This window comes from Cupriavidus sp. H19C3 (assembly GCF_049393815.1).
In the GTDB taxonomy this organism is placed as follows: Bacteria; Pseudomonadota; Gammaproteobacteria; order Burkholderiales; family Burkholderiaceae; genus Cupriavidus.
The window spans coordinates 1,028,882-1,053,259 of sequence record NZ_CP184986.1; the positions used below are offsets into that span (position 1 = coordinate 1,028,882).

Annotated in this window: 23 protein-coding genes and 1 pseudogene; 14 read left to right on the plus strand and 10 right to left on the minus strand. The window is 64.7% G+C overall.

Features of this window, described 5'->3' with window-relative positions; all coding sequences use genetic code 11:
- The first annotated feature begins 201 nt into the window (after positions 1-201).
- The 10 genes and pseudogenes from DFLDMN_RS24155 (at position 202) to DFLDMN_RS24200 (ending at position 8,574) form a co-directional block, all read left to right on the plus strand.
- Positions 202-600, plus strand: a complete 399-nt coding sequence (locus tag DFLDMN_RS24155; protein WP_423200331.1) for a hypothetical protein — start codon at positions 202-204, stop codon at positions 598-600.
- A gap of 227 nt (positions 601-827) precedes the next feature.
- Positions 828-2,024 (plus strand): annotated as a pseudogene (locus DFLDMN_RS24160) (IS3 family transposase).
- Between the two features lie 156 nt (positions 2,025-2,180).
- A complete protein-coding gene (locus DFLDMN_RS24165) occupies positions 2,181-2,624 on the plus strand; it encodes a DUF6714 family protein (protein ID WP_423200332.1) in 444 nt (147 codons plus the stop codon).
- A 235-nt stretch (positions 2,625-2,859) separates the two neighbouring features.
- Entirely contained in the window at positions 2,860-3,213 is a 354-nt protein-coding gene (locus DFLDMN_RS24170) for a Zn-ribbon domain-containing OB-fold protein (RefSeq protein ID WP_423200333.1), read from the plus strand.
- Between the two features lie 12 nt (positions 3,214-3,225).
- Positions 3,226-4,371 (plus strand): thiolase family protein, encoded by a 1,146-nt coding sequence (locus tag DFLDMN_RS24175; RefSeq protein WP_423200334.1) that lies wholly within the window; start codon positions 3,226-3,228, stop codon positions 4,369-4,371.
- Position 4,372: 1 nt separating this feature from the next.
- On the plus strand, positions 4,373-5,137 hold the full coding sequence (locus DFLDMN_RS24180; protein WP_423200335.1) for an SDR family NAD(P)-dependent oxidoreductase: 765 nt from the start codon (positions 4,373-4,375) through the stop codon (positions 5,135-5,137).
- Between the two features lie 8 nt (positions 5,138-5,145).
- Positions 5,146-5,949 (plus strand): enoyl-CoA hydratase/isomerase family protein, encoded by an 804-nt coding sequence (locus DFLDMN_RS24185; protein WP_423200336.1) that lies wholly within the window; start codon positions 5,146-5,148, stop codon positions 5,947-5,949.
- 38 nt (positions 5,950-5,987) lie between these two features.
- Positions 5,988-6,980, plus strand: a complete 993-nt coding sequence (locus tag DFLDMN_RS24190) for a tripartite tricarboxylate transporter substrate binding protein (protein WP_423200337.1) — start codon at positions 5,988-5,990, stop codon at positions 6,978-6,980.
- Positions 6,977-7,375 carry a PaaI family thioesterase gene (locus tag DFLDMN_RS24195; RefSeq protein WP_423200338.1) on the plus strand — a complete coding sequence of 133 codons (399 nt, stop codon included), beginning with the start codon at positions 6,977-6,979 and terminating at the stop codon, positions 7,373-7,375. Before DFLDMN_RS24190 ends, DFLDMN_RS24195 begins: the two co-directional genes overlap by 4 nt.
- Complete coding sequence (locus tag DFLDMN_RS24200; RefSeq protein WP_423200339.1) at positions 7,369-8,574, plus strand: CaiB/BaiF CoA transferase family protein; 1,206 nt, start codon at positions 7,369-7,371, stop codon at positions 8,572-8,574. Before DFLDMN_RS24195 ends, DFLDMN_RS24200 begins: the two co-directional genes overlap by 7 nt.
- Before the next feature lie 31 nt (positions 8,575-8,605).
- Here the strand turns inward: DFLDMN_RS24200 and gcvA are convergent, their stop codons facing one another.
- Both gcvA and DFLDMN_RS24210 read right to left on the minus strand, forming a co-directional pair.
- Positions 8,606-9,499, minus strand: a complete 894-nt coding sequence (gene gcvA / locus DFLDMN_RS24205) for a transcriptional regulator GcvA (protein WP_423200340.1) — start codon at positions 9,497-9,499, stop codon at positions 8,606-8,608.
- A 315-nt stretch (positions 9,500-9,814) separates the two neighbouring features.
- Entirely contained in the window at positions 9,815-10,804 is a 990-nt protein-coding gene (locus DFLDMN_RS24210; RefSeq protein WP_423200341.1) for an AraC family transcriptional regulator, read from the minus strand.
- A 166-nt stretch (positions 10,805-10,970) separates the two neighbouring features.
- Between DFLDMN_RS24210 and DFLDMN_RS24215 the strand changes: the two genes are divergently transcribed.
- Positions 10,971-12,059 carry a Gfo/Idh/MocA family protein gene (locus DFLDMN_RS24215; RefSeq protein WP_423200342.1) on the plus strand — a complete coding sequence of 363 codons (1,089 nt, stop codon included), beginning with the start codon at positions 10,971-10,973 and terminating at the stop codon, positions 12,057-12,059.
- Positions 12,060-12,084: 25 nt separating this feature from the next.
- Here DFLDMN_RS24215 and DFLDMN_RS24220 read toward each other — a convergent pair whose 3' ends face one another.
- Together DFLDMN_RS24220 and DFLDMN_RS24225 are read right to left on the minus strand one after the other, a co-directional pair.
- On the minus strand, positions 12,085-13,692 hold the full coding sequence (locus DFLDMN_RS24220) for a DUF2957 domain-containing protein (protein ID WP_423200554.1): 1,608 nt from the start codon (positions 13,690-13,692) through the stop codon (positions 12,085-12,087).
- A gap of 306 nt (positions 13,693-13,998) precedes the next feature.
- Positions 13,999-14,742: an SDR family oxidoreductase gene (locus DFLDMN_RS24225; protein WP_423200343.1), complete on the minus strand. Its 744-nt coding sequence runs from the start codon at positions 14,740-14,742 to the stop codon at positions 13,999-14,001.
- Positions 14,743-14,840: 98 nt separating this feature from the next.
- Between DFLDMN_RS24225 and DFLDMN_RS24230 the strand changes: the two genes are divergently transcribed.
- Entirely contained in the window at positions 14,841-15,773 is a 933-nt protein-coding gene (locus DFLDMN_RS24230) for an AraC family transcriptional regulator (protein WP_423200344.1), read from the plus strand.
- A gap of 148 nt (positions 15,774-15,921) precedes the next feature.
- The gene (locus DFLDMN_RS24235) at positions 15,922-16,419 is read left to right on the plus strand and encodes a hypothetical protein (RefSeq protein WP_423200345.1); all 498 of its coding nucleotides are present in this window, start codon (positions 15,922-15,924) and stop codon (positions 16,417-16,419) included.
- 71 nt (positions 16,420-16,490) lie between these two features.
- Here DFLDMN_RS24235 and DFLDMN_RS24240 read toward each other — a convergent pair whose 3' ends face one another.
- Both DFLDMN_RS24240 and DFLDMN_RS24245 read right to left on the minus strand, forming a co-directional pair.
- Positions 16,491-17,738, minus strand: coding sequence for an MFS transporter (locus tag DFLDMN_RS24240; protein ID WP_423200346.1), 1,248 nt, complete (start codon positions 17,736-17,738; stop codon positions 16,491-16,493).
- A gap of 28 nt (positions 17,739-17,766) precedes the next feature.
- Positions 17,767-18,780, minus strand: a complete 1,014-nt coding sequence (locus tag DFLDMN_RS24245) for an aldo/keto reductase (protein ID WP_423200347.1) — start codon at positions 18,778-18,780, stop codon at positions 17,767-17,769.
- Between the two features lie 24 nt (positions 18,781-18,804).
- Between DFLDMN_RS24245 and DFLDMN_RS24250 the strand changes: the two genes are divergently transcribed.
- Positions 18,805-19,782 carry a LysR family transcriptional regulator gene (locus DFLDMN_RS24250; RefSeq protein WP_423200348.1) on the plus strand — a complete coding sequence of 326 codons (978 nt, stop codon included), beginning with the start codon at positions 18,805-18,807 and terminating at the stop codon, positions 19,780-19,782.
- 42 nt (positions 19,783-19,824) lie between these two features.
- Here DFLDMN_RS24250 and DFLDMN_RS24255 read toward each other — a convergent pair whose 3' ends face one another.
- The 4 genes from DFLDMN_RS24255 to DFLDMN_RS24270 form a co-directional block, all read right to left on the minus strand.
- Complete coding sequence (locus DFLDMN_RS24255; protein WP_423200349.1) at positions 19,825-20,100, minus strand: XapX domain-containing protein; 276 nt, start codon at positions 20,098-20,100, stop codon at positions 19,825-19,827.
- A gap of 27 nt (positions 20,101-20,127) precedes the next feature.
- Positions 20,128-21,738, minus strand: coding sequence for an MFS transporter (locus DFLDMN_RS24260; RefSeq protein ID WP_423200350.1), 1,611 nt, complete (start codon positions 21,736-21,738; stop codon positions 20,128-20,130).
- Positions 21,735-22,178: a DoxX family protein gene (locus DFLDMN_RS24265; protein WP_423200351.1), complete on the minus strand. Its 444-nt coding sequence runs from the start codon at positions 22,176-22,178 to the stop codon at positions 21,735-21,737. Before DFLDMN_RS24265 ends, DFLDMN_RS24260 begins: the two co-directional genes overlap by 4 nt.
- Positions 22,179-22,278: 100 nt before the next feature.
- Complete coding sequence (locus DFLDMN_RS24270; protein WP_423200352.1) at positions 22,279-24,159, minus strand: amidohydrolase; 1,881 nt, start codon at positions 24,157-24,159, stop codon at positions 22,279-22,281.
- Between the last annotated feature and the right edge of the window lie 219 nt (positions 24,160-24,378).

The window sequence follows — 24,378 nt, forward strand, 5'->3', positions numbered from 1 at the left end:
TAGGTGCACGGCACCGGTAGGACTGGGACAGCCATGACCTGGCGATAGCCGCAAGTCCGCTCCATTGTTCGATGCTCGTTGGGCACTTCCGAATGCTGCAAGAGTCCCGGTCAGCCACTCAACCGAGAGCGAAACCGTCAGAGCTGAGACAAATTTCCACTCGCTGTCATGAGAGCCTATTTACTCCTCCTCCCGAGCCTAATGTTGGCAGGCTGCGCTACGCGCATCGACTACCAACCGTCCGCCATCAACAACGCCCAAGCGATCGTAGAACGCGTGCTCTACGAGCAGCCGGACAAGAGGCGACCGGAATCGGTCCACGTCACGGAACGCTATGTCGAGTTCGGACGCGGCGCCACGGCAGTGTCTACTCCCGGTATGAACTCCGTGACCACCACTTCAATTCGCAAAGGTACCAGGCTTTACTACCGATCGATTGCTGAGACACTTCTGTTCGGCAAACGTAGCTGGTTTGTCGTCGAGCCCCGGTCGTCCGGCGGGCGAACACTGGCGCAGATTTATGTCGAGGATGAAGCAAATGCCAAACGACTGATGGACGCACTGGCAACGCTCAAGGAACACGCCCCCGACGGAGAATAAGAGCAAGCAGGCGGTGATCGGCCATCAACAGCCACTGCTCTTTTCGCCCTCAATGGCGTATCAGCGCCGCGTTCCGGCCGTTCGGCGCTCACGGTAGGCCCTCCCGAGACACGAGGAATTGCCGGGTCCCTCGTGGAGCGGCCCCACGTATCTGAGGACACAAGGACTCTCTTAAAATAAGGGATAGTCTTGTGCCTATCAGTAAGGCTAGTCATTACGTGGAACCCATCGAAATTCTGACCGAGCCGGAGCGCCGTCGTCGGCGCACGGCGCAGGAAAAAGTCGCTATCGTGCAGGAGACGCTGGCCCCTGGCGCCTCGGTGTCTGCCGTGGCCCGGCGGCATGGCGTGAATCCGAACCAGGTGTTCGGCTGGCGCAAGCAATACCAGGAAGGCAGTCTGGCAGCGGTGCAAGCTGGCGAAACTGTAGTCCCGGCATCGGAGCTGGCCGCCGCGATCAAGGAAATCAAGGAACTGCAGCGCCTGCTTGGGAAGAAGACGATGGAAGTCGAGATCCTGAAGGAGGCTGTTGAGTGGGGCCGCTCAAAAAACCTGATTGCGCGCTCGCCCTTGCTGCCGGGGGACGACCATTGAAAACGGTCTGCGAAGTTCTCGGCGTAGCGCTCCGGTGTGGCGGTGAAACGGGTTCGTCCGTCCGATTGGCAAGATGGTCGCAGCGCTAGAGTGACTGACGACACGGAACTGGTCGAAGAAATCCAGGCTCACGTCGCACACCTGCCAAGCTACGGCTACCAGCGCATCTGGGCGCTGCTGCGCCGCACTCGCGAGCTGGTCGGCGCACCGCGCACCAACCACAAGCGCGTGTATCGGGTCATGCGCGAGCATCATTTGTTGCTGCGCCGTCCCGGCGTGCGCCGAGACACTCGGCGGCACGACGGCCGCGTGGCCGTGGACAGGAGCAATAGCCGCTGGTGCTCCGACGGATTCGAGTTCCGGTGCGACGACGGCACGCCGCTGCGCGTGACCTTCGCACTGGATTGCTGCGACCGAGAAGCGATTAGCTGGGCGGCAACGACTGGCGGCCATAGCGGGGACGTGGTGCGCGACGTCATGCTGGCTGCCGTCGAACAGCGCTTCGGCACCACGCATGCCCCGCAGCCCATCGAATGGCTTACGGACAACGGCTCGGCCTACATCGACCACCGCACGCGCAGCTTCGCTCGCGAACTGGGCCTGGAGCCGCTGACTACGCCGGTACGTTCACCGCAGAGCAATGGCATGGCCGAATCGTTCGTGAAGACCATGAAGCACAACTACGTCGCCTATATGGACAAGGCCGACGTGCCAACGGCACTCTCTCGCCTGGCCATTGCGTTTGAACACTACAATGAGCGCCACCCGCACAAAGCCCTGAAATATCGCTCACCGCGCGAGTTCAGACGGACTGCAGTGTCATCAACCTAGCGGTGTCTGCGTGTCCTGAGGTACAGGGGCAACTCCAAGGAACACCTCGGTTCGGTCAGCCGGCGACATGATTACGCTAAATTTCGGGCCTAGGATATGGTCGCTGCCGTTGCCCGGCGCGATTCGTATTTGGCGCAACCGCAATTTGAGTTTTGAATGGACACCCCAAAAATAGCCACCACTATCATCGAGGCTTTCGGCGAAGTTGAGCCACCGCCGTCGTGGTCCATTGTGAGCAGTAGGGAGGGTCACGAGCCCGCTTTGGTAGAAAAGACTTTCGCCGGGAAGCTGTGGAACGAGCTTACTGATGAAGAGCTCGATCGCGATCCTGCACTTGCCTTCTTTTCTGCAGAGGCGTTTCGATACTATCTACCTGCCTATTTGATTCGAGAGCTTGAAGGCCACGAATTTCAGCAGAACCATTTGGCTTTCATGCTCACGTATGGCTTGACGAACGGTGAGCGGAACAAGCTCGTCAATCCGCGAAGGTATGGAGAACTTACGGCTTGGGACAGTGCGACGCACAAGTTCGCACCGCTGACCAAGCGACAGGTAGATTCGGTGGCCGCAGCATCGCTACAGTGGCGCGGACGTCTCTGATCCCTAGCAAAGTCCCTTCTCTCCCTCAAATTCGAAGGGTCCAGCAAAAATGCGCTTCTTGATGCGGCGCGGAATACTGCGGCATGGGGGCGAGCGGGTTCTCGCCCTCGTTTGAGGAAATCGCAATCGAAAACTCCGAAAAACTCGTTTGTCGGCTTGCTGTCTGGCGACCAATATCGAGTCAACGCACGAGCACCGTGCATGCCATTGACCAATACCGACAAAGGAGACTTTCGTGCCCATCGATCCATCCAGCCTGTGGAGCGCGGAAAAGCCGCCGGCGCTGCTGGCATCGCGTCATCACAACACCGGCGAGTGGCTGTTCCCGGCGCTGCCCGAACACTCGCCACTGGCATCGCGCCACGCCACCGTCCCGGTGCAAGGCGCGGGCACCGTCTACAGCTTCACGGTCATCCATCCGGCACCGAAGACTGGCCAGCCGCCCTATGCGCTGGGCTATGTCGACTTTGAAGGCCCAGTGCGGCTGTTCGGCCGGCTCGAAGGCAAGGATCGCCCGGCCATCGGTGACCGCTATGTGGCGCGGCCCGACAACACCTTCGGCTACGTCTTCCACGCGCTCCAGGACTGAGGCAACACGATCATGCAACAAATCTACATCTCCGGCGGCGCGATGACGCCCTTTGCCCGGCACACGGGCGTAATGGCGCCGGAATTGGCCCAGCAGGCCATCCTCAAGGCCGTGGACGATGCCGGCGTGACGCTGGAGGACATCGAGGCGGTCTACTGCGCCAACGTACTGGGCGGAATGATACTCGGGCAACTGGTCGTGCGCGACCTGGGACTGCGCGGCATCCCGGTCTACAACGTCGAGAACGCCTGCGCCAGCGGCGCCACCGGGGTCCATCTGGCGCGCCATGCGCTGTTGGCCGGGCAGTATTCGACGGTGCTCGTGTTCGGCATCGAGCAGCTCACCGCGCTGGGCGGTGGCACCATCCCGATGCAGCGCAATGATCTCAAGACCGACCTCTACGCCGCGGCCGGCATGGTGCTGCCGGCCGTCTATGCCATGCGCGGCACCCGCTTCCTGCACGAGCGCGATGCCCGGCCCGAGGACCTGGCGGCGGTGGCGGTCAAGAATCGCCACAACGGGTCGCTCAACGAATACGCACAGCAGCGCACCGAGACGTCAGTGCAAGAAGTGCTGGCCTCGCGCATGATCGCCGACCCGCTGACCCTGCTGCAGTGCTGCCCGTCGCAGGTCGATGGCGCCGCCGCCGTGGTCATGACGTCGCGCCGTCCCACGCAGACGAAGCCGGTCCACGTGCTGTCCTCGGTCGTGGTCTCGGGCATCCGCGAGCAGGCCGACGACGACATCCTCGACGCCGAGATCACGGCCCGCGCGGCGCGCCAAGCGTACGAGCAGGCCGGACTTGGCCCGCAGGACGTCAACGTGGTGGAACTGCATGATGCCTTCACGATTGCCGAACTGCTCTACTACGAGGCGCTCGGCCTGGCCGCGCACGGCGACGCCGTGCCGCTGCTGCGCTCGGGCGCCACGCGTCTGGGTGGCCGCGTTCCGGTCAATCCCAGCGGGGGCCTGCTGGCCAAGGGGCATCCGCTCGGGGCCACCGGCATCGCTCAGATGGTCGAAATCATGTGGCACCTGCAGGACCGTGCCGGCGGCCGCCAAGTGGCCGGCGCCCGCATCGGCCTGACCCAATGCACGGGCGGCGGCATCGCCGGCGTGGATCACGCCGCGTCATCTGTCCATATCCTCGGAGTCTGACATGAGCGCCCCTTCCCTCGACGAACGGCAGGTGGCCGTCATCACTGGCGCGGCGCGCGGCATCGGCCTTGGCATCGCAACGCGGTTGGCACGGCAAGGCATGGCCGTGGCGCTGCTCGACCGCGACGCCACGGCGCTGTCCGAGGCCGTGGCTGGCCTGATTCAGGCCGAGCACCGAGCCATGGGCGTGACCGTCGATCTGACCGATTCCACGGCCGTCAACGCGGCTTTCGAACACGTGGCCACCACAATGGGCCGGGTCGACTGCCTGGTGAACAACGCCGGCGTGGTGCGCGACATGCGCTTCCTGAAGATGGGCGACGAAGATTGGGACCTGGTCGTCGATACCAACCTGCGCTCGCAGTTCCTGTGCTGCCGGGCGGCCCTGCCGGGCATGGTGGAACAGCGCCATGGCCGCATCGTCAATATCTCGTCGCGGGCATGGCTGGGCGGCTTCGGACAGGCGAACTATTCGGCGGCCAAGGGTGGTGTGGTCAGCCTGACCCGTTCGCTGGCGATCGAATTCGCGGCCCAGGGAATCACGGTCAACGCGGTGGCGCCGGGAATCGTCGATACGCCGCTGTTCCGCAATTTCGCGCCCGAGCTGCAGGCGCGGCTGCAGAAGTCCGTGCCGGCGCAGCGCATCGGCACCGCCGACGACATCGCCAGCGCGGTCAGCTTCTTCGTCAGCCCGGAAGCCTCGTACGTGACCGGACAGACGCTCTATGTATGCGGCGGGCGCAGCCTGTCGTCGCCCAGCGTGTGAGGCCCGCCATGACTGTGCATTTCGAAATCGATGCGGGCGTGGCGTTGATCACGATCGACCGCCCCGAGGCACTCAACGCCCTCGACGTCGAGGCGCTGCGCGCCCTGCGGGCGCACCTGGTGGAAATTCGCGACCGGCCCGACGTCCGCGTGGGCGTGCTGACGGGCAGCGGCTCCCGCGCGTTCTGCGCCGGCGCCGACCTGAAGGGCACTCGGACGTCTCCGGCCAGCTATGCCGAAGCCCTGTTCCAGGCGCCCGACGTCGCCGCCAACCTGGGACTGTATATCCGCCTAATGGACTTGACCGACCTGCAATGCCACAAGCCGCTGATCGCGGCCATCAACGGTCATTGCCTGGGCGCCGGGCTGGAGATCGCGCTGCAGTGCGACATGCGCGTGGCGTCGACCGAGGCCAGTTTCGGATTGCCCGAAGTGCGGGTCGGATCGATTCCCGCGGTGTCCGGTCTGCACAGGCTGCTCAAGGCCGTGCCGTCCGCGCTGGCCATGCAGATGGTGCTCACGGGCGAGCGCATCGACGCGGTCGAAGCCGCGCGCATCGGCCTGGTTTCCGAAGCGGTGGCGCCGGCCACCCTGCGGGATCGGGCGCTTGGGCTGGCGCACAAGATCGGCAGCAACGCGCCTTTGGCCGTACAGGCCGTCAAGAAGCTGTCGCGTCAGACTGCCCACCTGAGCGAGCCCGATGCCCAGGCCCTGACCGAGCTCTATTGGGGCGTGCTGCGCGACACGGCCGACCGCATCGAGGGCCGCGCGGCATTCGGCGAGAAGCGGCCGCCACGGTTCACGGGCCAATAGGTCACCCTACACCACGTACCGATAATCAGGAGACAACCATGACCAACCTTCCCCGCCTGGCCCACACTATGGCCTGCACTGCCATCGCCGCGTGCGCGGCCGTTGCCGCAGTGCCTGCCGCCGCGCAGGCGCTCTTTCCGTCGAAACCGATAACGTTGGTCGTCCCGTTCGCGCCCGGCGGCGGCAACGACATCCTGGCACGGCTGATCGCGCCGAAGATGAGTGCGCAGCTTGGCCAGCCCATCGTGATCGAGAACAAGCCTGGCGCAGGAGGCAACCTCGGGGCCGACTACGTGGCTCACGCCGCGCCAGATGGCTACACGCTGGTGATCGCTTCCAGCCAGATCACCATGAACCCCTACCTGGGCATGAAGGTGCCGTTCAACATCGAGCGCGACTTCGAGCCGGTGGGCCGGATCGGCTCGGTGCCGCTGATGCTGGTGTCGAATACCGAGCAGCCGTACAAGACCCTGAAGGAATTCGTTGACTATACGCGCGCCAATCCCGGCAAGGTGAGCTACAGCAGCCCCGGCCCGGGCACGCCGCAGCACCTGGCCGGGGAAGTGTTCGCCAAGCTCAACAAGACCGAACTGCTGCACGTGCCCTATCGCGGCACGGGTCCGTCGATTTCCGACCTGATGGGCAACCAGGTGCAAGTATCGTTCGCCACGTTCGCGTCGGCCATCCAGTACGTGCGTGCTGGCAAGCTGCGCGCGCTCGGCATCGCCGGCCAGCGTCGCACCACGCTGATGCCGGACCTGCCGTCGTTCGCCGAAGTCGGGCTCAAGTCCTATGACGTCGAACTCTGGTACAGCCTGCTGGCGCCGGCCAAGACGCCGCGAGCGGTGGTCGATAAGCTCAACGGCGCGCTGCTGGCCGCACTCAAATCGCCAGACCTTGCGGACCAGTTCACAAAGCAGGGTTTTGAGGTCAAGGGCTCCACGCCCGATGAACTGAAGGCCTATATCGGCCGCGAGCTGGCGCGCTGGCAGCGCGTCATCACGGAGAACAACATCAAGGTGGCGATGTGACCACGTCTCTCGACAACCCGCTGCTTGAATCGCTGGGCGTCCGGCTCATTCATGTCGCCCCCGGTACTTGCACCGTCGAACTCGATGTCGAGCCGCGCCACCTGAACCGGCAGCGCACGCTGCAAGGCGGGCTCAGCGCGACGCTGCTGGACGCCGCATGCGGCTACGCCGGCCTGCAGCAGGACAACGGCGCGCCCGGCAACGCGGTGACCCTGATGCTTTCGATCTGCTACCTGGGCAAGGTCAGCGCGGGCCGCGTGCGGGCCACGGCTACGGTCACGCGCGCAGGGCGCCGCATCTATTTCTCGTCGGCCGAGCTGGTCAGCGATACGGGCGAGTGCATCGCCACCGCGCAGGGCACGTTTCAGCGTGCGCAGGAGACCTCATCATGCTGAACCACGCACTGGACGGCCTGACCGTTATCGACTTCACGCAGATCGCCGCCGGGCCGATCTCGACCATGCTGCTGGCCGACATGGGCGCACGCGTGATCAAGGTAGAGCCGCCCGGCGGCGAACTGGGGCGCGCCCTGGGGCCGGGCTGGATCGGCGGCGACAGCGCGTTGTTCCACGCTTTCAACCGCAACAAGGACGGCATCGCGCTGGACCTAAAGACGCCGGAGGGTGTGACGGTCGCACGCCGGCTGATCGCCAGCGCCGATATCGTGGTGGAAAGCATGCGACCGGGCGTGATGGACCGGCTGGGGCTTGGCCATGCACAGTTGCTGGCCGCCCATCCGGCGCTGATCTACTGCTCGATCTCGGCCTACGGGCAGAGCGGCCCCTATGCCGACCGCGCGGGCGTCGACGGCATTCTGCAAGCCGATTCCGGCCTGATGAGCCTGATCGGCACGGCCGATGGCGAGCCCTGCAAGGTGCAGTCGCCTGTGGTGGACGTGATGACCGGATACGTGGCGGTCATGGGCATCCTTGCCAGGCTGGCACAGCGGCAGCGCGATGGCCGGGGCGGTCATCTCGACGTGAACCTGCTCAACGCCGCGCTGGCACTGCAGCAGTCGGCGCTGACCGGGTACCTGGCCGATGGCCAATTGCCAGTGCGCTCGGGCAGCGCGGCGCCCTATTCGGCTCCGAACCAGGCATTCCGCACCGCCGACGGCTGGATCATGGTGGCTGCATACATGCCGGACCGCTGGCGCCGGCTGTGCCAGACACTGGGCCTGCCCGCGCTGATCGACGATCCCCGCTTCACGACGTCGCCGCTGCGCGTGGCCAATCGCGACGCCATGGTTGATGCGCTGACGCACGTCTTCGTCACGCGTACCACCGCGCAGTGGCTGCCGGTGCTGCGCGACGCGGACATCCTCTGCGCGAGGGTGGCCACCTATGCCGATGTGGCCGACCATCCGCAGGTGGCGGCCAACGGCATGATCGCGACAGCCTTGCATCCCGCATTGGGAGCCATCCGCATGCCAGGCTTTCCGGTATGCAGCTTGGATGTCAACGCCGCGCCGGTGCGACCGGCGCCGGCATGCGGGGAGCATACGGCTTCGGTGCTGCGGTCCGTCGGCTATGACGAAGGCCAGATTGCCGCATTGGCCGCGAGCGGGGCAATCCACTGCGCCGCAGCGCCGTAGCGCCGTAGCGACCCGAAGGGTATTCCTTTGCCTACGTTGCCGCAGCTCCCTTGAACTGCGCGAGCAGCCACTTGCGGAACGTTGCCATGCTGGCGCTCTCAGTGCGATCGGCAGGTGTTACGAGGTAATAGGTGAACTCACCCATGTCCACGACCTTGCGGAACGGTGCCACGAGCTTGCCCGACGCCAGGTCGTCCTCCACCAGGAAGCGTTGGGCGATGGCGAAGCCTTGGCCTTCCAGCGCGGCGGCATAGGCCATGGCCGAACTCTGGTAGGTCATGCCACTGCGCGCATCCACTTGCGCATCGACCTTGGCCGCGGCCAGCCAGCAGGCCCAGTCGTCGGGCCGCGCAATCGAGTGCAGCAGCACCTGCCGTTGCAGGTCGCACGGACTGCGAACCTTCCTCGCTAAGGCCGGGCTGCACACCGGCACCAGGATATTCGCGACCAGCCGATAGGCATTCGCGCCATTCCATTTCCCATCGCCCAGGCGGATTGCCCCGTCGATGTCCTCGCGCCTGAAGTCGACCGGATCGAGCGAGGCAGTGAGCAAAACCTCGATGCCCTTGTTCGCCGCATGAAAGCTCGACAGGCGTGGAATAAGCCAGCGCATGGCAAAAGTGGTGTACGCCCGAACCTTCAGTTGAGTGCGGCGTGTGCGACGTTTAAGCCGGCCCGTCGCTTCGCGCAGGATGTCCATCGAACTGGTGACGGCGCGGTAGTACTCCTCTCCTGCTCGCGTGAGCGATATCTCCCGGTGGCCCCGCACGAACAGCGGCAACCCGAGCGCATCTTCAAGCGTTCGGATCTGGCGGCTGATAGCGCCCGGCGTTACGTGCAACTCTCTGGCGGCAATCGTGATACTCAGGCGACGTGCCGCGACTTCGAAGGCGCGAATGGCATTGAGTGGAGGAAGGCGATCCATGGCAGGATTCTGGCACGTGCTTGAGAATTACTCAATCGAGAAGCCAGACGGTAACTTCGGGCCCTGTGCCGGCCTGCCTCGACCCCAAGCTTTCAAGGCGACGCTTCCTACAATGCGTCGGTACATCCGGGAACGCTACGGGCGATCGAAAAGGCGCGGGCGGGGCAAGCAGCTAATTCCACAAACCGCGTAGCCCTGCTTCGGCCCCATACTGTTGAACGGGTCACCAACAGGGCTAGATCCTGACGCCCCGGACGGTTGGCGCAGCTTGCCGGACAACTGGTAGTTGAAGCTCCGCGTGACCACTGGCAAGCTTCAGCCGGTGATTGTCGAACCAGGATCCCCATTCGAGCGTGGCGAGCTCCACGGATTCCTTAGTCCTCCTCTTGCGGCAAGCTCCGGCGACTTCCTGAAGCGTCCGGGCGTAATACCGATCTCCCGCGCAAACATCCGGTTGAATGCGGCCTCCGACTGGTACCCCACGTCTGTCGCAATCTGCGCCAGCGAGCGAGTGCCTTGCTGGATCAATTTGGCGGCTTTGAACATGCGCCAGTACGTGAGGTAATCCAATGCCGTCTTGCCTGCCTTTTCCTTGAAGCGCGCCGCGAAAGCCGTACGCGACATGCCGGCGATTCTCGCGAGCGCCTCCAGCGTCCAGTCTTTGCCAAGGTCGTCGTGCATCGCGCGCGCCGCGTTGCCGAGGTTTGGATCGGCGACCACCGCGAGCCAGCCCGTGACCTGCGCTTGCTGCTGTTCGCAATACGCGCGTACCGCGTGGATAAACAGAATCTCAAAGAGCCGGCCGATCATCGATTCGAAACCGATTGCGCGCCGGCTGGTTTCCCGCGCCAGCATGCCGAGAATTGCCTCGAACGCGCTGCTACGATCCTCGCCCGCCGGCAGCCACAGGAACGACGGCAATACGGAAAGCAGCGGCGCTGCGTAAGCCGTATCGAGTTTGAATACGCCGCTGATGAACGTGGACGGCGCCCCGTTGCCGCCGATCACGATGGTGTTGTCGACCATCGCCGCCATCACCTCCGCACAATCGAGCAACACCGAGCTCGGCTCGTCGTAGATCTCGTACGGCGTGTCGTCCAGCGTGATGAATACATCTCCGCCACGCAGCGCGACCGGCGCATCGAGCGTCGGCATGGTCAGGATGCACGAGCCGCGCACCAGCAGCACGAACTTGACGCCGCGCTCACCGGGCGCGGCAAGTCCCCAGGGAGCGGTGGCCTCGACGCGGGTGTACATCGCATCCTGCACATGCAGCGACGCGCAGATTTCGGAAAGCGGGTCCATGTTGTTGTTGCGTCCAATGCTCGGTCGATCCTGTACGAATGAACAATAACTTCGTACCTTTTGTGCTCAAACATACGGTAGCCTGATTTCACTGTCAATCGCAGCACATCAGCGAGCGCAGCGAGCTAACGCTGCAACGCATCGACATCGATCAAGGAACGTCGCAATGGAAACCAAGGCAATTCGTATCGGCATCATCGGTGTTCATCCGCAACTGGGCTGGGCGGGGCTTGCGCATATTCCCGCGCTTGCGCAGTTACCCGAGTACCAGGTGACCGTGGTCAGCCATCACCAACTGGAAATGGCCCGGGCGGCCGCCAGCAAGTACGGCATTGCGCATGCGGTGGCGACGACCGAAGAGCTGGTCAGTCACCCCGAGGTGGACCTTGTGCTCATCTCGGTAAAAGTGAAGCGCCACCGCGAGCTGATCGAAGCAGCCCTGAACGCCGGCAAGGCAGTGCTGTGCGAATGGCCGCTCGCGCTCGATCTCGACCAGGCGATCGCGATGCGCGATCGCGCCAGGGCCAAGGGCGTGCATGCGTCGATCGGACTGCAGACGCGTGCCGCGCCTGCGATCAACTTTGTGCGTGCCCTGATTGCTGAAGGGCAAGCCGGGCGCGTGGTTTCGTCTACCTTGATCGGCTCGGGCATCATCTGGGGCAACTCGTTGCCGCAGGCCCATATGCATACGCTCGATCCGGCGAACGGATCGAACATGATCTCCGTGACGTTCGGGCATTCGATCGACGCGGTGCTGTATGCACTGGACGCACGATTCGTCGACCTCATCGCGAAGACTGCCACGGTGCGCAAGACGACGCGTATCGACGAGACCGGCGAGGTTGTGCCAATGACCGTGCCGGATCAACTGGCGGTTTCGGGTCTGCTGGACAACGGCGCGTTCGTAAACGTGCATTTTCGCGGCGGATTGTCAGCGGCGAGCAATTTTCATTGGGAGATCAATGGCACCGATGGCGATATCGTGGTGACGTCGCCGATAGGCTATACGGGCATGGGCGGCTTCAGGATTCAGGCGGCGCGCCATGGCGAGGCGCTGCGCGATCTGCCGATTCCCGACGCATACACGCTGGGCTTTGCGGAAGGGCTCACGCAAAGCATGGCGATTGCGTATCGGCGGCTCGCGTCTGACCTTCGCGAAGGAACGCACCTCGCGCCGACGTTCGACGATGCTGTGCAGTTGCATCGTCTGGTGGACCAGGTTCTGCGCGCGGCTGAGAAGGTGCGACATGCCTGAGACGATGAAGCGCTGAGAAGCCTGGTCAGGGCAACGCCATGCCGAACTGAACAAACGGGTGGTATGTGTTCGGATTCATGATGAGCGCATAGACAGGTCCGTTCTTCACCATCACGCCCGCGTCGCCGGCGTTGAATAGCGCGACATCGCCCGATCCATCCTGTGTGTTGAATGCCTGCAACGCGCTGACATTGACCTTGCCAGGTATGGTTTGCGCGTAGTCCAGCGAGAGCGACGGCACCATCGAGGTCGCGGTGGCGCCTGCCTGCACACCGCTGGCTCCGTTGAACGCGTTGCCCACATAAATGGCCCCGGGCGACGACGTACTTGTCCCGTCCAGGCAGTTGCCCGCATCGGGCGTGAAGAACGTGCCGCTATAGTGGCCGGGAAGATCGGGATGGTCCACGCTGGCGTCGAATACGCCGGTCGATACCGCGGGCGCACCGCTCGATCCATTGAAATCCACCTTTCCGCAGATCGCTGCTGACGACACACCGACGAATTTCCCGTCGAAGGCATCTGCTTGCAAGGCGGTAGCAGGCGTCAGCAAGGCCAAGCCGACCTGGCCGTCGATCACGGTATTCAACAAGTCGCCTGCGTTGAGCGGGACGTTGGATGCGCCAACCCGGACGATGACGGGAATTCGCTGGTTTCCCACCTTGCCGACGATCATGATGCCTTGCGCCGATGAGGGCGCCAGCAGGACGATAGGTTGCGATGTGCCCACCGGCGTGTACGGCGAGCTCGCCGATACGCTTCGGCTGACAAAAACGTTGTCCGCGGAGCTGTCCAGATTTTGACGGAGCGCCCACGGCGTTCCGGTCGTCGCGCAGGAATAGCCGGTGCCTTCCGGCGAGCAGGATCCATCGGCGTTGAGGGTCTCGGTCCAGTTCGCCGGGTACGGCTCCCAGCCTTGCGGGCTGGCGGTCTGGTAGCTGGAGCCCTGGGGGGTGACATACATGCCTACGACATGGAATCGGCCGGCCACTTGCGAGAGGTCGGTTTCCGTCTCGGCAAAGCCGATGAACGGAAAGCTGTCGAACGTACGCGCGGGCACCGCTCCCAGATTGCCCAGCAGGGTCACACCGTCGAATTGCATGGAAGCCCCCGGTACGCCCCCCGTTACCAGGCCAAATCCGGAGAAGAGCACGGGTGGGTCTGCCGGATTGATCGTCACGGTATAGCTGCCATCCTGCGTCTTGCCGTTCTGGAGGACGAACGCGCAGCGGTTCTGTTCGGCGGAAGGCAGCGTGGTCGGATGCGTGAAATCCCCTTCGATGGTCAGGCCAGCGCGCGTGTTGTTGATCTGTCCCACGGCAGTGGGCACCGCCGACGCCACGAACGTCATGCGATATCGCTGCGACGTCGTATCGAAGCTGACCTTGATGTACTCGCCCCCGGCAGAGCCGCCGGTATAGGTCGTGTTGTAGTCGAGCTCGGTCGGACACAGTCGCGTCACCGGCGCGGGCGTATCGGTGGATGGCGGAGGCGCGGGCGGCGTCGGATCGACGATCGGCGTGCTGCAACTCGCGCCGCTGCATCCCGCGGTACCTGTCTGCGACGGTGCGTCATCGCCTCCGCATCCGCTCAACAGTGCGAACAACACGGTTGCCAGAGCCGCGTGCCTGGGCACGGCAATACCCGTATGACGCCCTTGCGAGTTCTTTTTCAATTGTTTACCCGTTCCCCTGGTGCTATGACGCACCGATCGTTTTGTTTTTTGATATGGCGAGGCCTTCACAACTGTAACATTGAGGTTCCACGCCTGAACCCCCACAAAAGGGTAAAGATCTGCCCTATTCCCACGGGAAACGGCGCCCACGTTCGATGAGCAGTGGTGTCTTGGCGCCGCCGCGAAGCACCATTCGCAGCAACTCGTCGCGCGTAGCTGTGGACATTTCAGGCGCCCCGGACATTGGAGGGGCATGCCGGTCCACCGCTATTCAGCCATCCACTGCTCCGCATCGGCGCCGGCAGGAATGCGCGCTGGGCAAGTCGGATCAGTTGCCGCACGCCAGACCGCTGCAGCCACATCCGATGCGTAAGTGACAAGGCCGGCGTCGCTGCGCGCACTGGAGATAAAGCCTTGAACCAGCGGGGCATAGTCAGGATGGTCCAGTCCCTGCATATGAACCCGAGCATGCTCGCCGAACCTGGTCTCCGGCGAGCGTCCCGGCAGAACCAGATGGACCCGTACGCCGAATGGTGCGACTTCCAGGGCCAGCGATTCGGTCAACGCGTTGACTGCCGCCTTGCTGGCCCGGTACATGCCAATGACCGGAAGCGCCTTGAGCGTGACGGACGACGAAACGTTGATTACCACACCCGCGCCACGCTGGCGAAACTGCGGCAGCACCGCCTGGATCAACGTGAAAGCACCCAGGGTATTGGTCTCGAACAGCGACCGTGCCGTCTGCAGGGAAGTCAGTTCGAGCGGCGACGGCGCGCCAAAGCCTGCGTTGTTGACCAACACGTCGATATCCCCGGCTTGGGCGATGGCGCGGGTGACGCTGCCTGGGTCCGTGACATCCAGCGGCAATACGCACAAGCGCTCTGAACGAGGCAGGACTCCCGGGTCAGGCTTGCGCATACCGGCCACCACCTTCCAACCCTGGTCGAGGAACAGATGGGCCGTCTCCAGTCCGAATCCCGACGAACAACCAGTAATGAGAACCGTGGGCATTGAATACTCCTGTCAGGTTTTGATGGGTGTGGATAATAGGCCGGCGCAACAGGATCCAATACAATCGGCAGTCGCTGTTTAACTTGCGAGAGTCCTGTTTGAATGATCCTTTGGCCGAGATGGTCGCCCTGCTGCAACCCTCGGCACGTGGCTCCAAACTCGTGGAAGCCGCCGGTTTATGGCGCGTCCTGCCACCCATCGCGGGCGAACCGTTCTACTGTGCGGTGCTTGAAGGCCAGTGCTGCCTCGGCGTGGACGATCACGCGCCGGTAGTGCTGCACGCCGGCGACTTCGTCCTGGTGCCAGCCATGCGCAAACTGGTGCATACCAATGTGGGGGCAGATGCGGGCGGACGCGAAACACCTCCCAGACGCGTGGGCGAAGGACACTTTCGGGTCGGGCGGCAGGAAGGACCGCCCGAACTGCGTCTGCGCGTCGGTCATTGCAGTTTCACTTCCTCCGATGCGGATTTGCTGATACCGCTATTACCCGAAGTCGTTCTGGTCCGCGGCCAGGCCCGCTTGACGGCACTGGTGCAATGGGTCGGAGAAGAAACCCGCGAACAGCGCCCCGCGCGTGAACTCATGCTCGATCGCTTACTGGAACTCCTGCTGATCGAGGCCCTGCGGGGCGGCACAAGCCTGACAGCTGCGCCGGGTCTGGCCAGGGGCCTGGCCGACGAGCGCGTGAGCGTTGCCTTGCGCGCATTGCACGCCGATCCCGCCCAGCCGTGGACCGTCCAGAAGCTCGCCGCCCGGGCAGCCCTGTCGCGCTCGGCCTTCTTCGCACGGTTCCAACGCGTCGTGGGAATGAAGCCGATGGCCTATCTGCTCGCCTGGCGAATGGCCTTGGCCCGGCGCTGGTTGCGCGAACGACAATTGAGCCTCGATCAGATCGCCGAACGTGTCGGCTACAGCTCGGCCAGCACGTTCGGCGTTGCCTTCGCTCGGCATGTGGGCCAGCCGCCGATCCGCTACAGCCAAAGCGTCAATGGCGCCCAGAGGGATCCGCCCCCAATGTTTCCCGAGTAACCAGCGGCGAGCGCTGACGGCGGCGACTTGTGATGGCGCCGGCCATTTACTCTGCCGCGGGAATACTGTATGTTTATACAGTATTCCCGCTCCGCTATCTGTCACCCTGCAACGGCTGACGGCCTCTTAATACTGAACCACCATTGTTATGTCCCAGAACGACACCGCTTTCCTGGAAGATGAAGCTCCTGTCCATGAACCCCGGCTTTGGCGGGACAAAGGCTGGACGGCAAGGGTAATCAAGAACGAAGACGGCGAAGGATGGGCCGTTGAGATGATTCGTGACGGTAGCGCCGAGCCTGCCCTCGTCGGCCCGTGGACAATGGGCCGAAACAAGGTCGATCCGAAGCCGCTGGACGCCGTCGCGCACCAGACCCTGGTGAAAACAGCGTCGGAAGTCATCCGCCGGCACGAGCAGCAGTTGCATGCCCAACTCAATAAGGAAGTTTTCATTGCGATCGAATCGCAGATCGTGAACGTCAAGCTGGCGATCACGCCGGACGAATTCGAACCCTTCGGCACGCTGACAGCAATCGATCCATATGGGGACGTGCTAGCGAGCGTTACCGTGCAGGCGGATTTTCGTTTGACCGCGGAAAGCGCGGCAAAATGGGCAGACGGCGGCTTCGGTCAGATCCGGCAATAACGCGGATAGCCGAAATCGACAGCAATTTCCGTTCACAATTGTTGGACCTGCTTCTTATGGCTTTACCGGCCTCACACCGCGCAAGCCTCACTCGTCCTGCCAGCGGTTGCGGGCTTGCGCGACAGATGCAGGAACAGCACGAGCCCGGCCAGCGTCAGCGCGAACCCGGCCCACGCCGCGGACAACAGGCCGTGGCCCTGCGCGATGGCCTGCCCGCCGGCCCATGCGCCGATCGCGTTGGCCACGTTCAGGGCGGCCAGGTTCATCGCGCCCATCAACGTCGGTGCATCCGGCGCTGTCTGCGTCAGCCGGACCTGGATGGTCGGGATCGCGGCCATCATCGTTGCACCCACCGCGAACAGACCGACCATCAGCACACCGGCGTGCTGCCCGCCCGTCGCCAGCAGGGCCAGCGCGACCAACGCGCTGCCGAAACCGGCCACCAGGCCCCGCGTGGGGTGACGGTCGGCCAGCCAGCCGCCGAGGACGTTGCCCGCTGTCATCCCGATGCCGAAGATGCCGAGCGCAAGCGGAATCCACCGCTCGCCGAGCCGCGCGCCATCGGTGACGAGAGGCCCGACGTAGGTGTAGACGGCGAAGATGCTGGCCACGCCGAGTGCGGCCACGGCCATCGTCGACCAGACAGCCGGACGGTTGAGGGCCCGCAGCTCTTGCCGCACCGGCCCGCCATCCAGCGCGCTGGAGCGTGGCACCCAGGCCCATACCGCGAGCAGCGATAACAATCCGAGCGCCGACACGGCCAGATAGGCATTGCGCCAGCCGAGCGTCTGCCCCATCAACGTGGCCAGCGGCGACCCCACGATGGTGGCGACGGTCAGGCCCGTCATCACCAGCGCAAACGCCCTGCCCCCCTGCCCCGGGCCGACGATATAGGTGGCCACCACGGCGCCGGCGCCAAAGTAGGCCCCTTGCGGTATGCCGCTGAGGAAGCGGGCCAGCGTCAGGCTGACCAGGCCGGTCGCCAGCGACGACAACACATTGCCGGCCACGAAGACCGCCATCAAGGCCAACAACAGGTGCTTGCGGTTCAGCTTCGCGGCGAGGATCGTGACCGCGGGACCTCCAAGCACCACGCCCAGGGCGTAGGCTTCGATGGCGTGCGAGGCAGTGGTCAGATCGAGTTCCAGGTCTGCCGCAAACTGCTGCAGCAGGCCCATGCTGGCAAACTCGGACGTGCCGATCGCGAAGGTGCCAAGCGCCAATGCCAGCAGCGTCAACGTTCTGCGGCTGAACTGGCGGCGGCCGGTGCCGCGGGTCTCGGTCGATGCGTGCGGGGTTTGGTAGGCGTGGTCGGGCATGACGTTCTCCGTGGGGGCCAGACTTGTCTTAGATGCCGTGCGGCAGAGGGGCGTCGGCATGCACCAGTCCGGCGTGACGCAGCTCGCGCCAGAAGTCGTCAGGTACCTGCGCCTCCAGGGCAGCGCGGTCTTCGGCGATGCGTTCCGGCCGGCTGGCGCCAGGGATGACGGCCGCCACCGCAGGATGGGCCAGCGAGAACTGCAGGCCCGCGGCCTTCATGCTCACGCCGTGCCGATCGGCGATCGTCTTGATCGCCTGCACCCGCTGCAGAATCGCCGGCGTCGCCGGGGCGTACTCGAAGTTGGGGCCGCCCACCAGCGCGCCGGAACTGTAGGGCCCGCCGACGACGATGCCCAGGCCGCGCGATGCCACCTGCGGCATCACCCGCTGCAGTGCCCGCGAATGATCCAGCAGCGTGTAGCGGCCTGCCAGCAGAAAGCCATCCGGCCGCGGGCCCTGCAGATCGAGCAGCAACTCGATCGGCTCGACCCGGTTCACGCCTAGACCCCAGGCACGGATCACGCCTTCGTCGCGCAGGCGGTCCAGCACCTTGAAGGCCCCCTTGCGTGCGGTCTCGAACACGGCGAGCCATTCGTCACCGTAGAAGTCCTGCGCGACGTCGTGCACCCACACGATGTCGAGCCGATCGGTCTTCAGGCGCTGCAGGCTGTCCTCGATCGAGCGCAGCGTTGCCGCTTCGGAATAATCGTTGACGATCCGGTTGGCGCGGCCGTGGCGGAACACATCGCCCTTCTCGCCCAGATCGCGCGCGGTAACATCCTCCACCTCGTCCAGGACCAGGCGGCCGACTTTCGTCGCCAGCACCACGCTGTCGCGGTCGTGACCGGCCAACGCGTCGCCCAGGCGGGCTTCCGCCAGACCGGCACCGTAGAACGGCGCGGTGTCGAAGAACCGGATGCCGTCCTGCCACGCGGCATCGACGGTTGCCTGCGCCTCGGCTTCGGGAATGGCGCGGAACATGTTGCCCAGCGGGGCGGTGCCAAAGCCCAGGCGGCCGGGAATGAGGGTCTTGAGGGACATGGTTGCTCTCCGTTCGGTGTTGGTATGACCGAATATTGGGCGCCGGAGAGTCATTCAGCCAATTTATTTCCTATAATTCTGTTTTATTGCCAGCAATATGTCTCGATGCGATACGACCTGAACCTGCTGCCGATCTTCGTGGCGCTGATGGAGGAGCGCAGCGTGACCCGGGCGGCCGAACGCCTGGGCATGACGCAGGCGGCGCTGTCGAACGCGCTGTCGCGCCTGCGCACCGTGCTGCAGGACCCCCTCTTCATCCGTGAACGCTATGGCATGCGGCCCACCGCGAAGGCCGAGCAGCTCGCCCCCGCGCTGACCGAGGCGCTGGCTGCCATGGATACCGTGGTGCTCGGCCAGCGCGACTTCGACCCTTCCCGCGCAGAGCAGGTCGTCACGATCGCGCCCAACAGCTATGTGGAGTTCGTGCTGGTGCCGGCGCTGGTGGCCCGCCTAAGCGAACGCGCGCCGGGCATCAAACTGCGCACCCTGCCCTTCGGTACCGATCTGGCCGAAACCGGCGTGACCTCAGGCACCACCGCGATGGTGCTGGGCCGGCTCGACGATGCGCCGGACAACCTTGTCGTGCAGCACATTGCCGACGACGGCCTGGCCTGCGTAGTGCGTGCCGATCATCCGACGATCGGCAACCGCATCACCAAGACCCAGTACGAACGACTGAAGCACGTCAATGTACTGCCCCCGGGCCGTCTGCGCGCCGGACTCTTCCAGGCCCTGGACCGCCAGGGGCTCAAGCGGGAGGTGGTGGCGTCGGTCAGCCACTTCGCTTCGATCCCGGAGATCGTCGCTGCCACCGACTACTGCGCCACGCTCCCCCAGCTCATCTGCCGGCGCTTGTCCCACGACGCGCGCGTGAAGGTACTGCCCACGCCGGTCGACCTCGGAACCTTTCCACTGCACATGGCATGGCACGTGCGCTATCGACAGGATCCGGCACACATCTGGCTTCGCGCCCTGGTCGCAGACGTGGCGCGTGCGCTTTGATGGCGCCCGCCCGACATCGACGCCCTGCGTCTCTGCTGGCGCTCAATGTGCCGCGTCGTCGTGCTTGTTGTCATGGGTAGCCACCAGCGGCGCGGGCGTGCCCGTGATCTGCGGCATGCACTCCGAATGGAACCAGGAGATGGTGACAGGTTCGCCCGCGATCATGCGCTTGATGGGCGGCACGACCTGTTCGCCGATCAGCATGCCCAGCAGACCAAGCAGCGCCACGGCGGGCGGCGCGGGCGAGCGTACCTGCATCAGGGCATAGATGACGCCGACGAGCACGCCTGCACCGAGGGAAACGAGATAGATTTTCATGGTGATACTCCAGTCGATAGTTGAGATTCAGCGAGATACCGGCGGCCGCCCCACGCCAAGCAGATGACGTACGCGCGGCGGTTCGGTGCCGATGTGGAAACTCGTCACGCCGCGTTGCAGGTCGGCATCGGCGTTCGGCACGCGGCGATGCTGGCGCATATGCTCGGCCCACGATTCCACGAGGAACCACTCGGTCAGTAGTTCAGGCGCGGCCGGGTCCTCCATCACGCCCCAGTTGAACGCGCCATCGCGCAGTCGTTCCTCGGACAGACCGTGCACGGCGCGCAGAAAATCGTCCCGGCTCTCGGCGGCCACACGGTATTCGATCAGGATCATGACGGGGCCGCGATCATGCGCGATCGCTTCGGCCATCTCGGGGGCGGTCCAGTGGTTGGCCGGCGCGAGGTCATCCTCGCCGCGCGGCAGGCGAATGCGATGCAGCAGCAATGCCGCCGCCACCAGGCCGACACCGGCAATCAGCAGCGCGTTCGGGGTGCCCGCCGCCTGCGCGACGAAACCCCATACCAGGCTACCGGCGGCCAGTGCGCCGTTGAACACCATCTGGTAGACCGCGAGCGCGCGACCCCGCACCCAGTTCGGCAGGATCGCCTGCGCCGCCCCGCCCAGTGTGGTCAAGGCCATGATCCAGGCAGCCCCGAGTACCAGTAGCAGCGGCAGCGCGATCCACACCGGCGGCGCGAGGGACAGTGCAGCCATTACACCGGCGGTGGCAAGCGCGGAGACGAGCACCACGCCATCGCTGTCGAGTTTCTTCTGCAACGCCGGCATGGTCAGTGCGCCGGCCACGGCCCCGGCGCCCACCGCGCCCAGCAGCACACCGTACAGTCCGGCGCCGCCATGCAGCAGTTGCTTCGCGACGAGCGGCAACAGCGCCCACACGCTGCTACCGAAGGCAAAATGCACGGCCGCGCGCAGCAGCACGATATGCAGCTTGCTGTGGGCGCGCGTAAAGCGCAGACCGGCGCGGAAGGCGCTGAAGAAATGTTCGCGCAAGGGGTCGCTGGCGCGCGGCGAGCGCTTCCACCAGACCAGTGCGCCAATCACGAAGATATAGCTGACGAGATCGGCGCCGTAGGTGGCAGCCGCGCCGAATCCGGCCAGTAGCAGGCCGCCTGCAGCAGGACCGATGGCGCGTGCGATGTTGACGCCGAGCGCGTTCAGCGCCACAGCCTGGCGCAGCGTGTTGGCCGGCACCAGTTCCGGCACGATCGACTGCCACGTCGGGCCCATCATCGCGGCACCGATACCGCCGACGAACGCGAGGCCGATCAGCAGTTCGATGGTCAGGCCGTTCTGCCATGACAGCAGTGCCAGCGTGCCGCTGACGGCGGCCAGCAGGAACTGGATGGCGATCAGGAAGCGGCGGCGGTCGAGAATATCGGACAGCACGCCGGCGGGAATGGCCAGCAGGAAGACCGGCAGCGTGGCAGCGGCCTGTATCGTTGCGACGGCCGCGGGCGACGACGAGAGATCGGTGGCCAGCCATGCGCTGGCCACGTCGCGCATGAAGCTGCCGACGTTGCCAAGCACGGTGGCAACCCACAACACGGCGAACGTCGGTTGCGCCAGAGGCGCGAACGAACCCGCTGACTTTGCGGTGGTAGCAGCCTGCGTCATGCCGACCTCCGCTGGTACAGGTCATGCCACGCGACGAGGAGGAATCCGCCCACCAGGCCCAGGTGTTCGAAGAACGCATTGGCCATCATGAACTGCGCTTCGGGCGGCGCATCCCAGAAACGGTTGGCAAGAAACATCGCGCCCAGCGTGAAGGCCGCGAGCGCGAGCGCGCCGAGCCAACGGAACATGCCGAGCACGATCATGGCCGGAGCCACCAGTTCGAGCGCGATCGTCGCGGCAGCCAGCGGCACGGCGGGCGCAAGCCCGAAGTGCTGCATCTCGGCCACGGCGCCGGAGAAGTCGAACATTTTGACCAGTCCGCCTTGCAGGTATGCCGCGCAGAGCAGCAGCAGGGCCAGCCGGTGGAGCCCGCGGGGCCAGCGGTGCATGAAGGACGTGCGATCGCCGGGCGTAGCCAGCGGCGTTGAGGATGACGACATGGCGTGTCTCCGGGAACAGGCAGGTAGCGGTGAGATAAAGGGCTTATCGCACGCCGCTCCCGCGAGCGGGAACGGCGTGGAGCCAGCCGGTGGATAGACGTCAGAAGGCCCAGCAGGAACACCCGAGCGCGCCCCAGAACGTGCTCTCGTCCGAAGTCGGCGCGCTGGCGGTCCATGCCCGCGCATGGGCATGGCCGTGGACGCCGCAGGAACTGGCGCAGCCGCAGGCGGTGCTCAGGGCCATCCTGGCCTGCGCCGTAGGGCGCGGCTGGTAGCGGCTGCCGTGGCGGGCCGGCGACCAGTCGGGCATGGCGGGCGGAAGCTGCGGCGCGAGCTGGTCGAATTCGTGATCGCCATAGACCACCTTGCCGCCCAACACGGTCATCACCGACGTGATGTCCTGGATCTCGTCGCCCGGCACGGCAAAGTAGTCGGCGGACAGCACGGCGAGATCGGCAAGCTGTCCGGCCTTGATCTGGCCCTTCTTGCCCTCTTCCGACGAGAACCAGGTATTGGCCTCGGTCCACAGGCGCAGCGCGGTTTCGCGGTCGAGCAGATTGGCTTGCGGATACATCGACATGCCGCCCACGGTCTTGCCGGTGGTCAGCCAGTACAACGACACCCAGGGGTTGTATGAGGCCACGCGCGTGGCGTCGGTGCCGGCGCCTACCTTCACGCCCTTCTCGAGCATTTTCTTGACCGGCGGCGTGGCTTCGGCAGCGCGCGCGCCGTAGCGCTCGACGAAGTATTCGCCCTGATAGGCCATGCGGTGCTGGACGGCGATACCACCGCCCAGTGCGGCAATGCGGTCGATATTGCGGTCGCTGATGGTCTCGGCGTGGTCGAAAAACCAGTTCAGGCCATTGAAGGGGACGTCGCTGGCGACCTTCTCGTAGACGTCGAGCGCGCGGGAGATCGTCTCGTCGTAGGTGGCATGCAGGCGCCATGGCCAGCGCTTCTCGGCCAGCAGGCGGATCACGGGCTCGAGATCGCTTTCCATCGAGGGCGGCATCTCCGGCCGCTCGACGCGGAAATCCTCGAAGTCCGCCGCCGTGTAGACCAGCATCTCGCCCGCGCCATTGTGGCGGTAGAGATCGTCGCCCTGCCCCGGCTTGACCGTCGACGTCCAGGTCTTGAAGTCGGCCAGTTCCTCCTTGGGTTTCTGCGTGAACAGGTTGTAGGCCAGGCGCACGGTGAGCTGGCCATCCCTGTGCAGTTCCTCGATGATGTTGTAGTCCTCAGGGTAGTTCTGATACCCGCCGCCGGCATCGATCACGCCTGTCACACCCAGGCGGTTGACCTCGCGCATGAAATGGCGCGTCGAGTTCTTCTGGTACTCGGGCGGCAGCTTCGGCCCCTTGGCCAGCGTGGCGTACAGGATGGTCGCGTTGGGCTTGGCCAGCAGCAGACCGGTGGGATTGCCGCGCGCATCGCGCAGGATCTCGCCGCCAGGCGGATTGGGCGTGTCCTTGTTGTAGCCCACCGCACGGAGCGCGGCGCCGTTCAGGATGGCCCGGTCGTACAGATGCAGAATGAACACGGGCGTATCGGGTGCCACGGCGTTCAGTTCCTCGATCGTCGGCAGACGCTTTTCCACAAACTGGTGTTCGGTGAAGCCGCCCACCACGCGCACCCATTGCGGAGCGGGCGTGCGCGCGACCTGCTCTTTCAGCATGCGCATGGCGTCGGCCAGCGATCGCACGCCATCCCAACGCAGCTCCATGTTGTAGTTCAGGCCACCGCGAATGATGTGCATATGGCTGTCGATCAGCCCCGGGATGGCTCGCCGGCCATTCAGGTCCACGATCTTCGTCGTCGTGGCGGCAAGCTTCATGATCTCGTCCCGCGTGCCAACGCTGACGAAGCGGCCATTCTGGATGGCGACCGCGTCGGCCTGAGGGTTGGACTTGTCCAGTGTGGTGAACTTGCCGTTGAGGAGGATGAGATCAGGAATGAGGTCAGGCGTCTGGGTCGGTGACATCGCAAGAAAACTCCGATGGCGCTGCCGCGCAAGGCGTGGCAGCCGAGTCAATGATTTGCCGGCGGGAAACGGGCACGTGGGGTCGATCGGGCAAGACGCATCGTGGAGGCCGATCGTGCTGCCCGATGGTGGAGCCCGATCGAGGAGCCCACTACCGGGCCGCATGCGAGCAGGCCCGATGGTCAGGTGAGGCCGTTGGAAACTACCGGCCTTGGGGGG

Coding starts and splice junctions, on each gene's coding strand:
- DFLDMN_RS24155 (WP_423200331.1), top strand. CDS start 202: ATGTTGGCAGGCTGCGCTACGCGCATCGACTACCAACCGTCCGCCATC.
- DFLDMN_RS24165 (WP_423200332.1), top strand. CDS start 2,181: ATGGACACCCCAAAAATAGCCACCACTATCATCGAGGCTTTCGGCGAA.
- DFLDMN_RS24175 (WP_423200334.1), top strand. CDS start 3,226: ATGCAACAAATCTACATCTCCGGCGGCGCGATGACGCCCTTTGCCCGG.
- DFLDMN_RS24180 (WP_423200335.1), top strand. CDS start 4,373: ATGAGCGCCCCTTCCCTCGACGAACGGCAGGTGGCCGTCATCACTGGC.
- DFLDMN_RS24185 (WP_423200336.1), top strand. CDS start 5,146: ATGACTGTGCATTTCGAAATCGATGCGGGCGTGGCGTTGATCACGATC.
- DFLDMN_RS24190 (WP_423200337.1), top strand. CDS start 5,988: ATGACCAACCTTCCCCGCCTGGCCCACACTATGGCCTGCACTGCCATC.
- DFLDMN_RS24200 (WP_423200339.1), top strand. CDS start 7,369: ATGCTGAACCACGCACTGGACGGCCTGACCGTTATCGACTTCACGCAG.
- gcvA (WP_423200340.1), bottom strand. CDS start 9,499: ATGGATCGCCTTCCTCCACTCAATGCCATTCGCGCCTTCGAAGTCGCG.
- DFLDMN_RS24210 (WP_423200341.1), bottom strand. CDS start 10,804: ATGGACCCGCTTTCCGAAATCTGCGCGTCGCTGCATGTGCAGGATGCG.
- DFLDMN_RS24215 (WP_423200342.1), top strand. CDS start 10,971: ATGGAAACCAAGGCAATTCGTATCGGCATCATCGGTGTTCATCCGCAA.
- DFLDMN_RS24225 (WP_423200343.1), bottom strand. CDS start 14,742: ATGCCCACGGTTCTCATTACTGGTTGTTCGTCGGGATTCGGACTGGAG.
- DFLDMN_RS24235 (WP_423200345.1), top strand. CDS start 15,922: ATGTCCCAGAACGACACCGCTTTCCTGGAAGATGAAGCTCCTGTCCAT.
- DFLDMN_RS24240 (WP_423200346.1), bottom strand. CDS start 17,738: ATGCCCGACCACGCCTACCAAACCCCGCACGCATCGACCGAGACCCGC.
- DFLDMN_RS24245 (WP_423200347.1), bottom strand. CDS start 18,780: ATGTCCCTCAAGACCCTCATTCCCGGCCGCCTGGGCTTTGGCACCGCC.
- DFLDMN_RS24250 (WP_423200348.1), top strand. CDS start 18,805: ATGACCGAATATTGGGCGCCGGAGAGTCATTCAGCCAATTTATTTCCT.
- DFLDMN_RS24255 (WP_423200349.1), bottom strand. CDS start 20,100: ATGAAAATCTATCTCGTTTCCCTCGGTGCAGGCGTGCTCGTCGGCGTC.
- DFLDMN_RS24260 (WP_423200350.1), bottom strand. CDS start 21,738: ATGACGCAGGCTGCTACCACCGCAAAGTCAGCGGGTTCGTTCGCGCCT.
- DFLDMN_RS24265 (WP_423200351.1), bottom strand. CDS start 22,178: ATGTCGTCATCCTCAACGCCGCTGGCTACGCCCGGCGATCGCACGTCC.
- DFLDMN_RS24270 (WP_423200352.1), bottom strand. CDS start 24,159: ATGTCACCGACCCAGACGCCTGACCTCATTCCTGATCTCATCCTCCTC.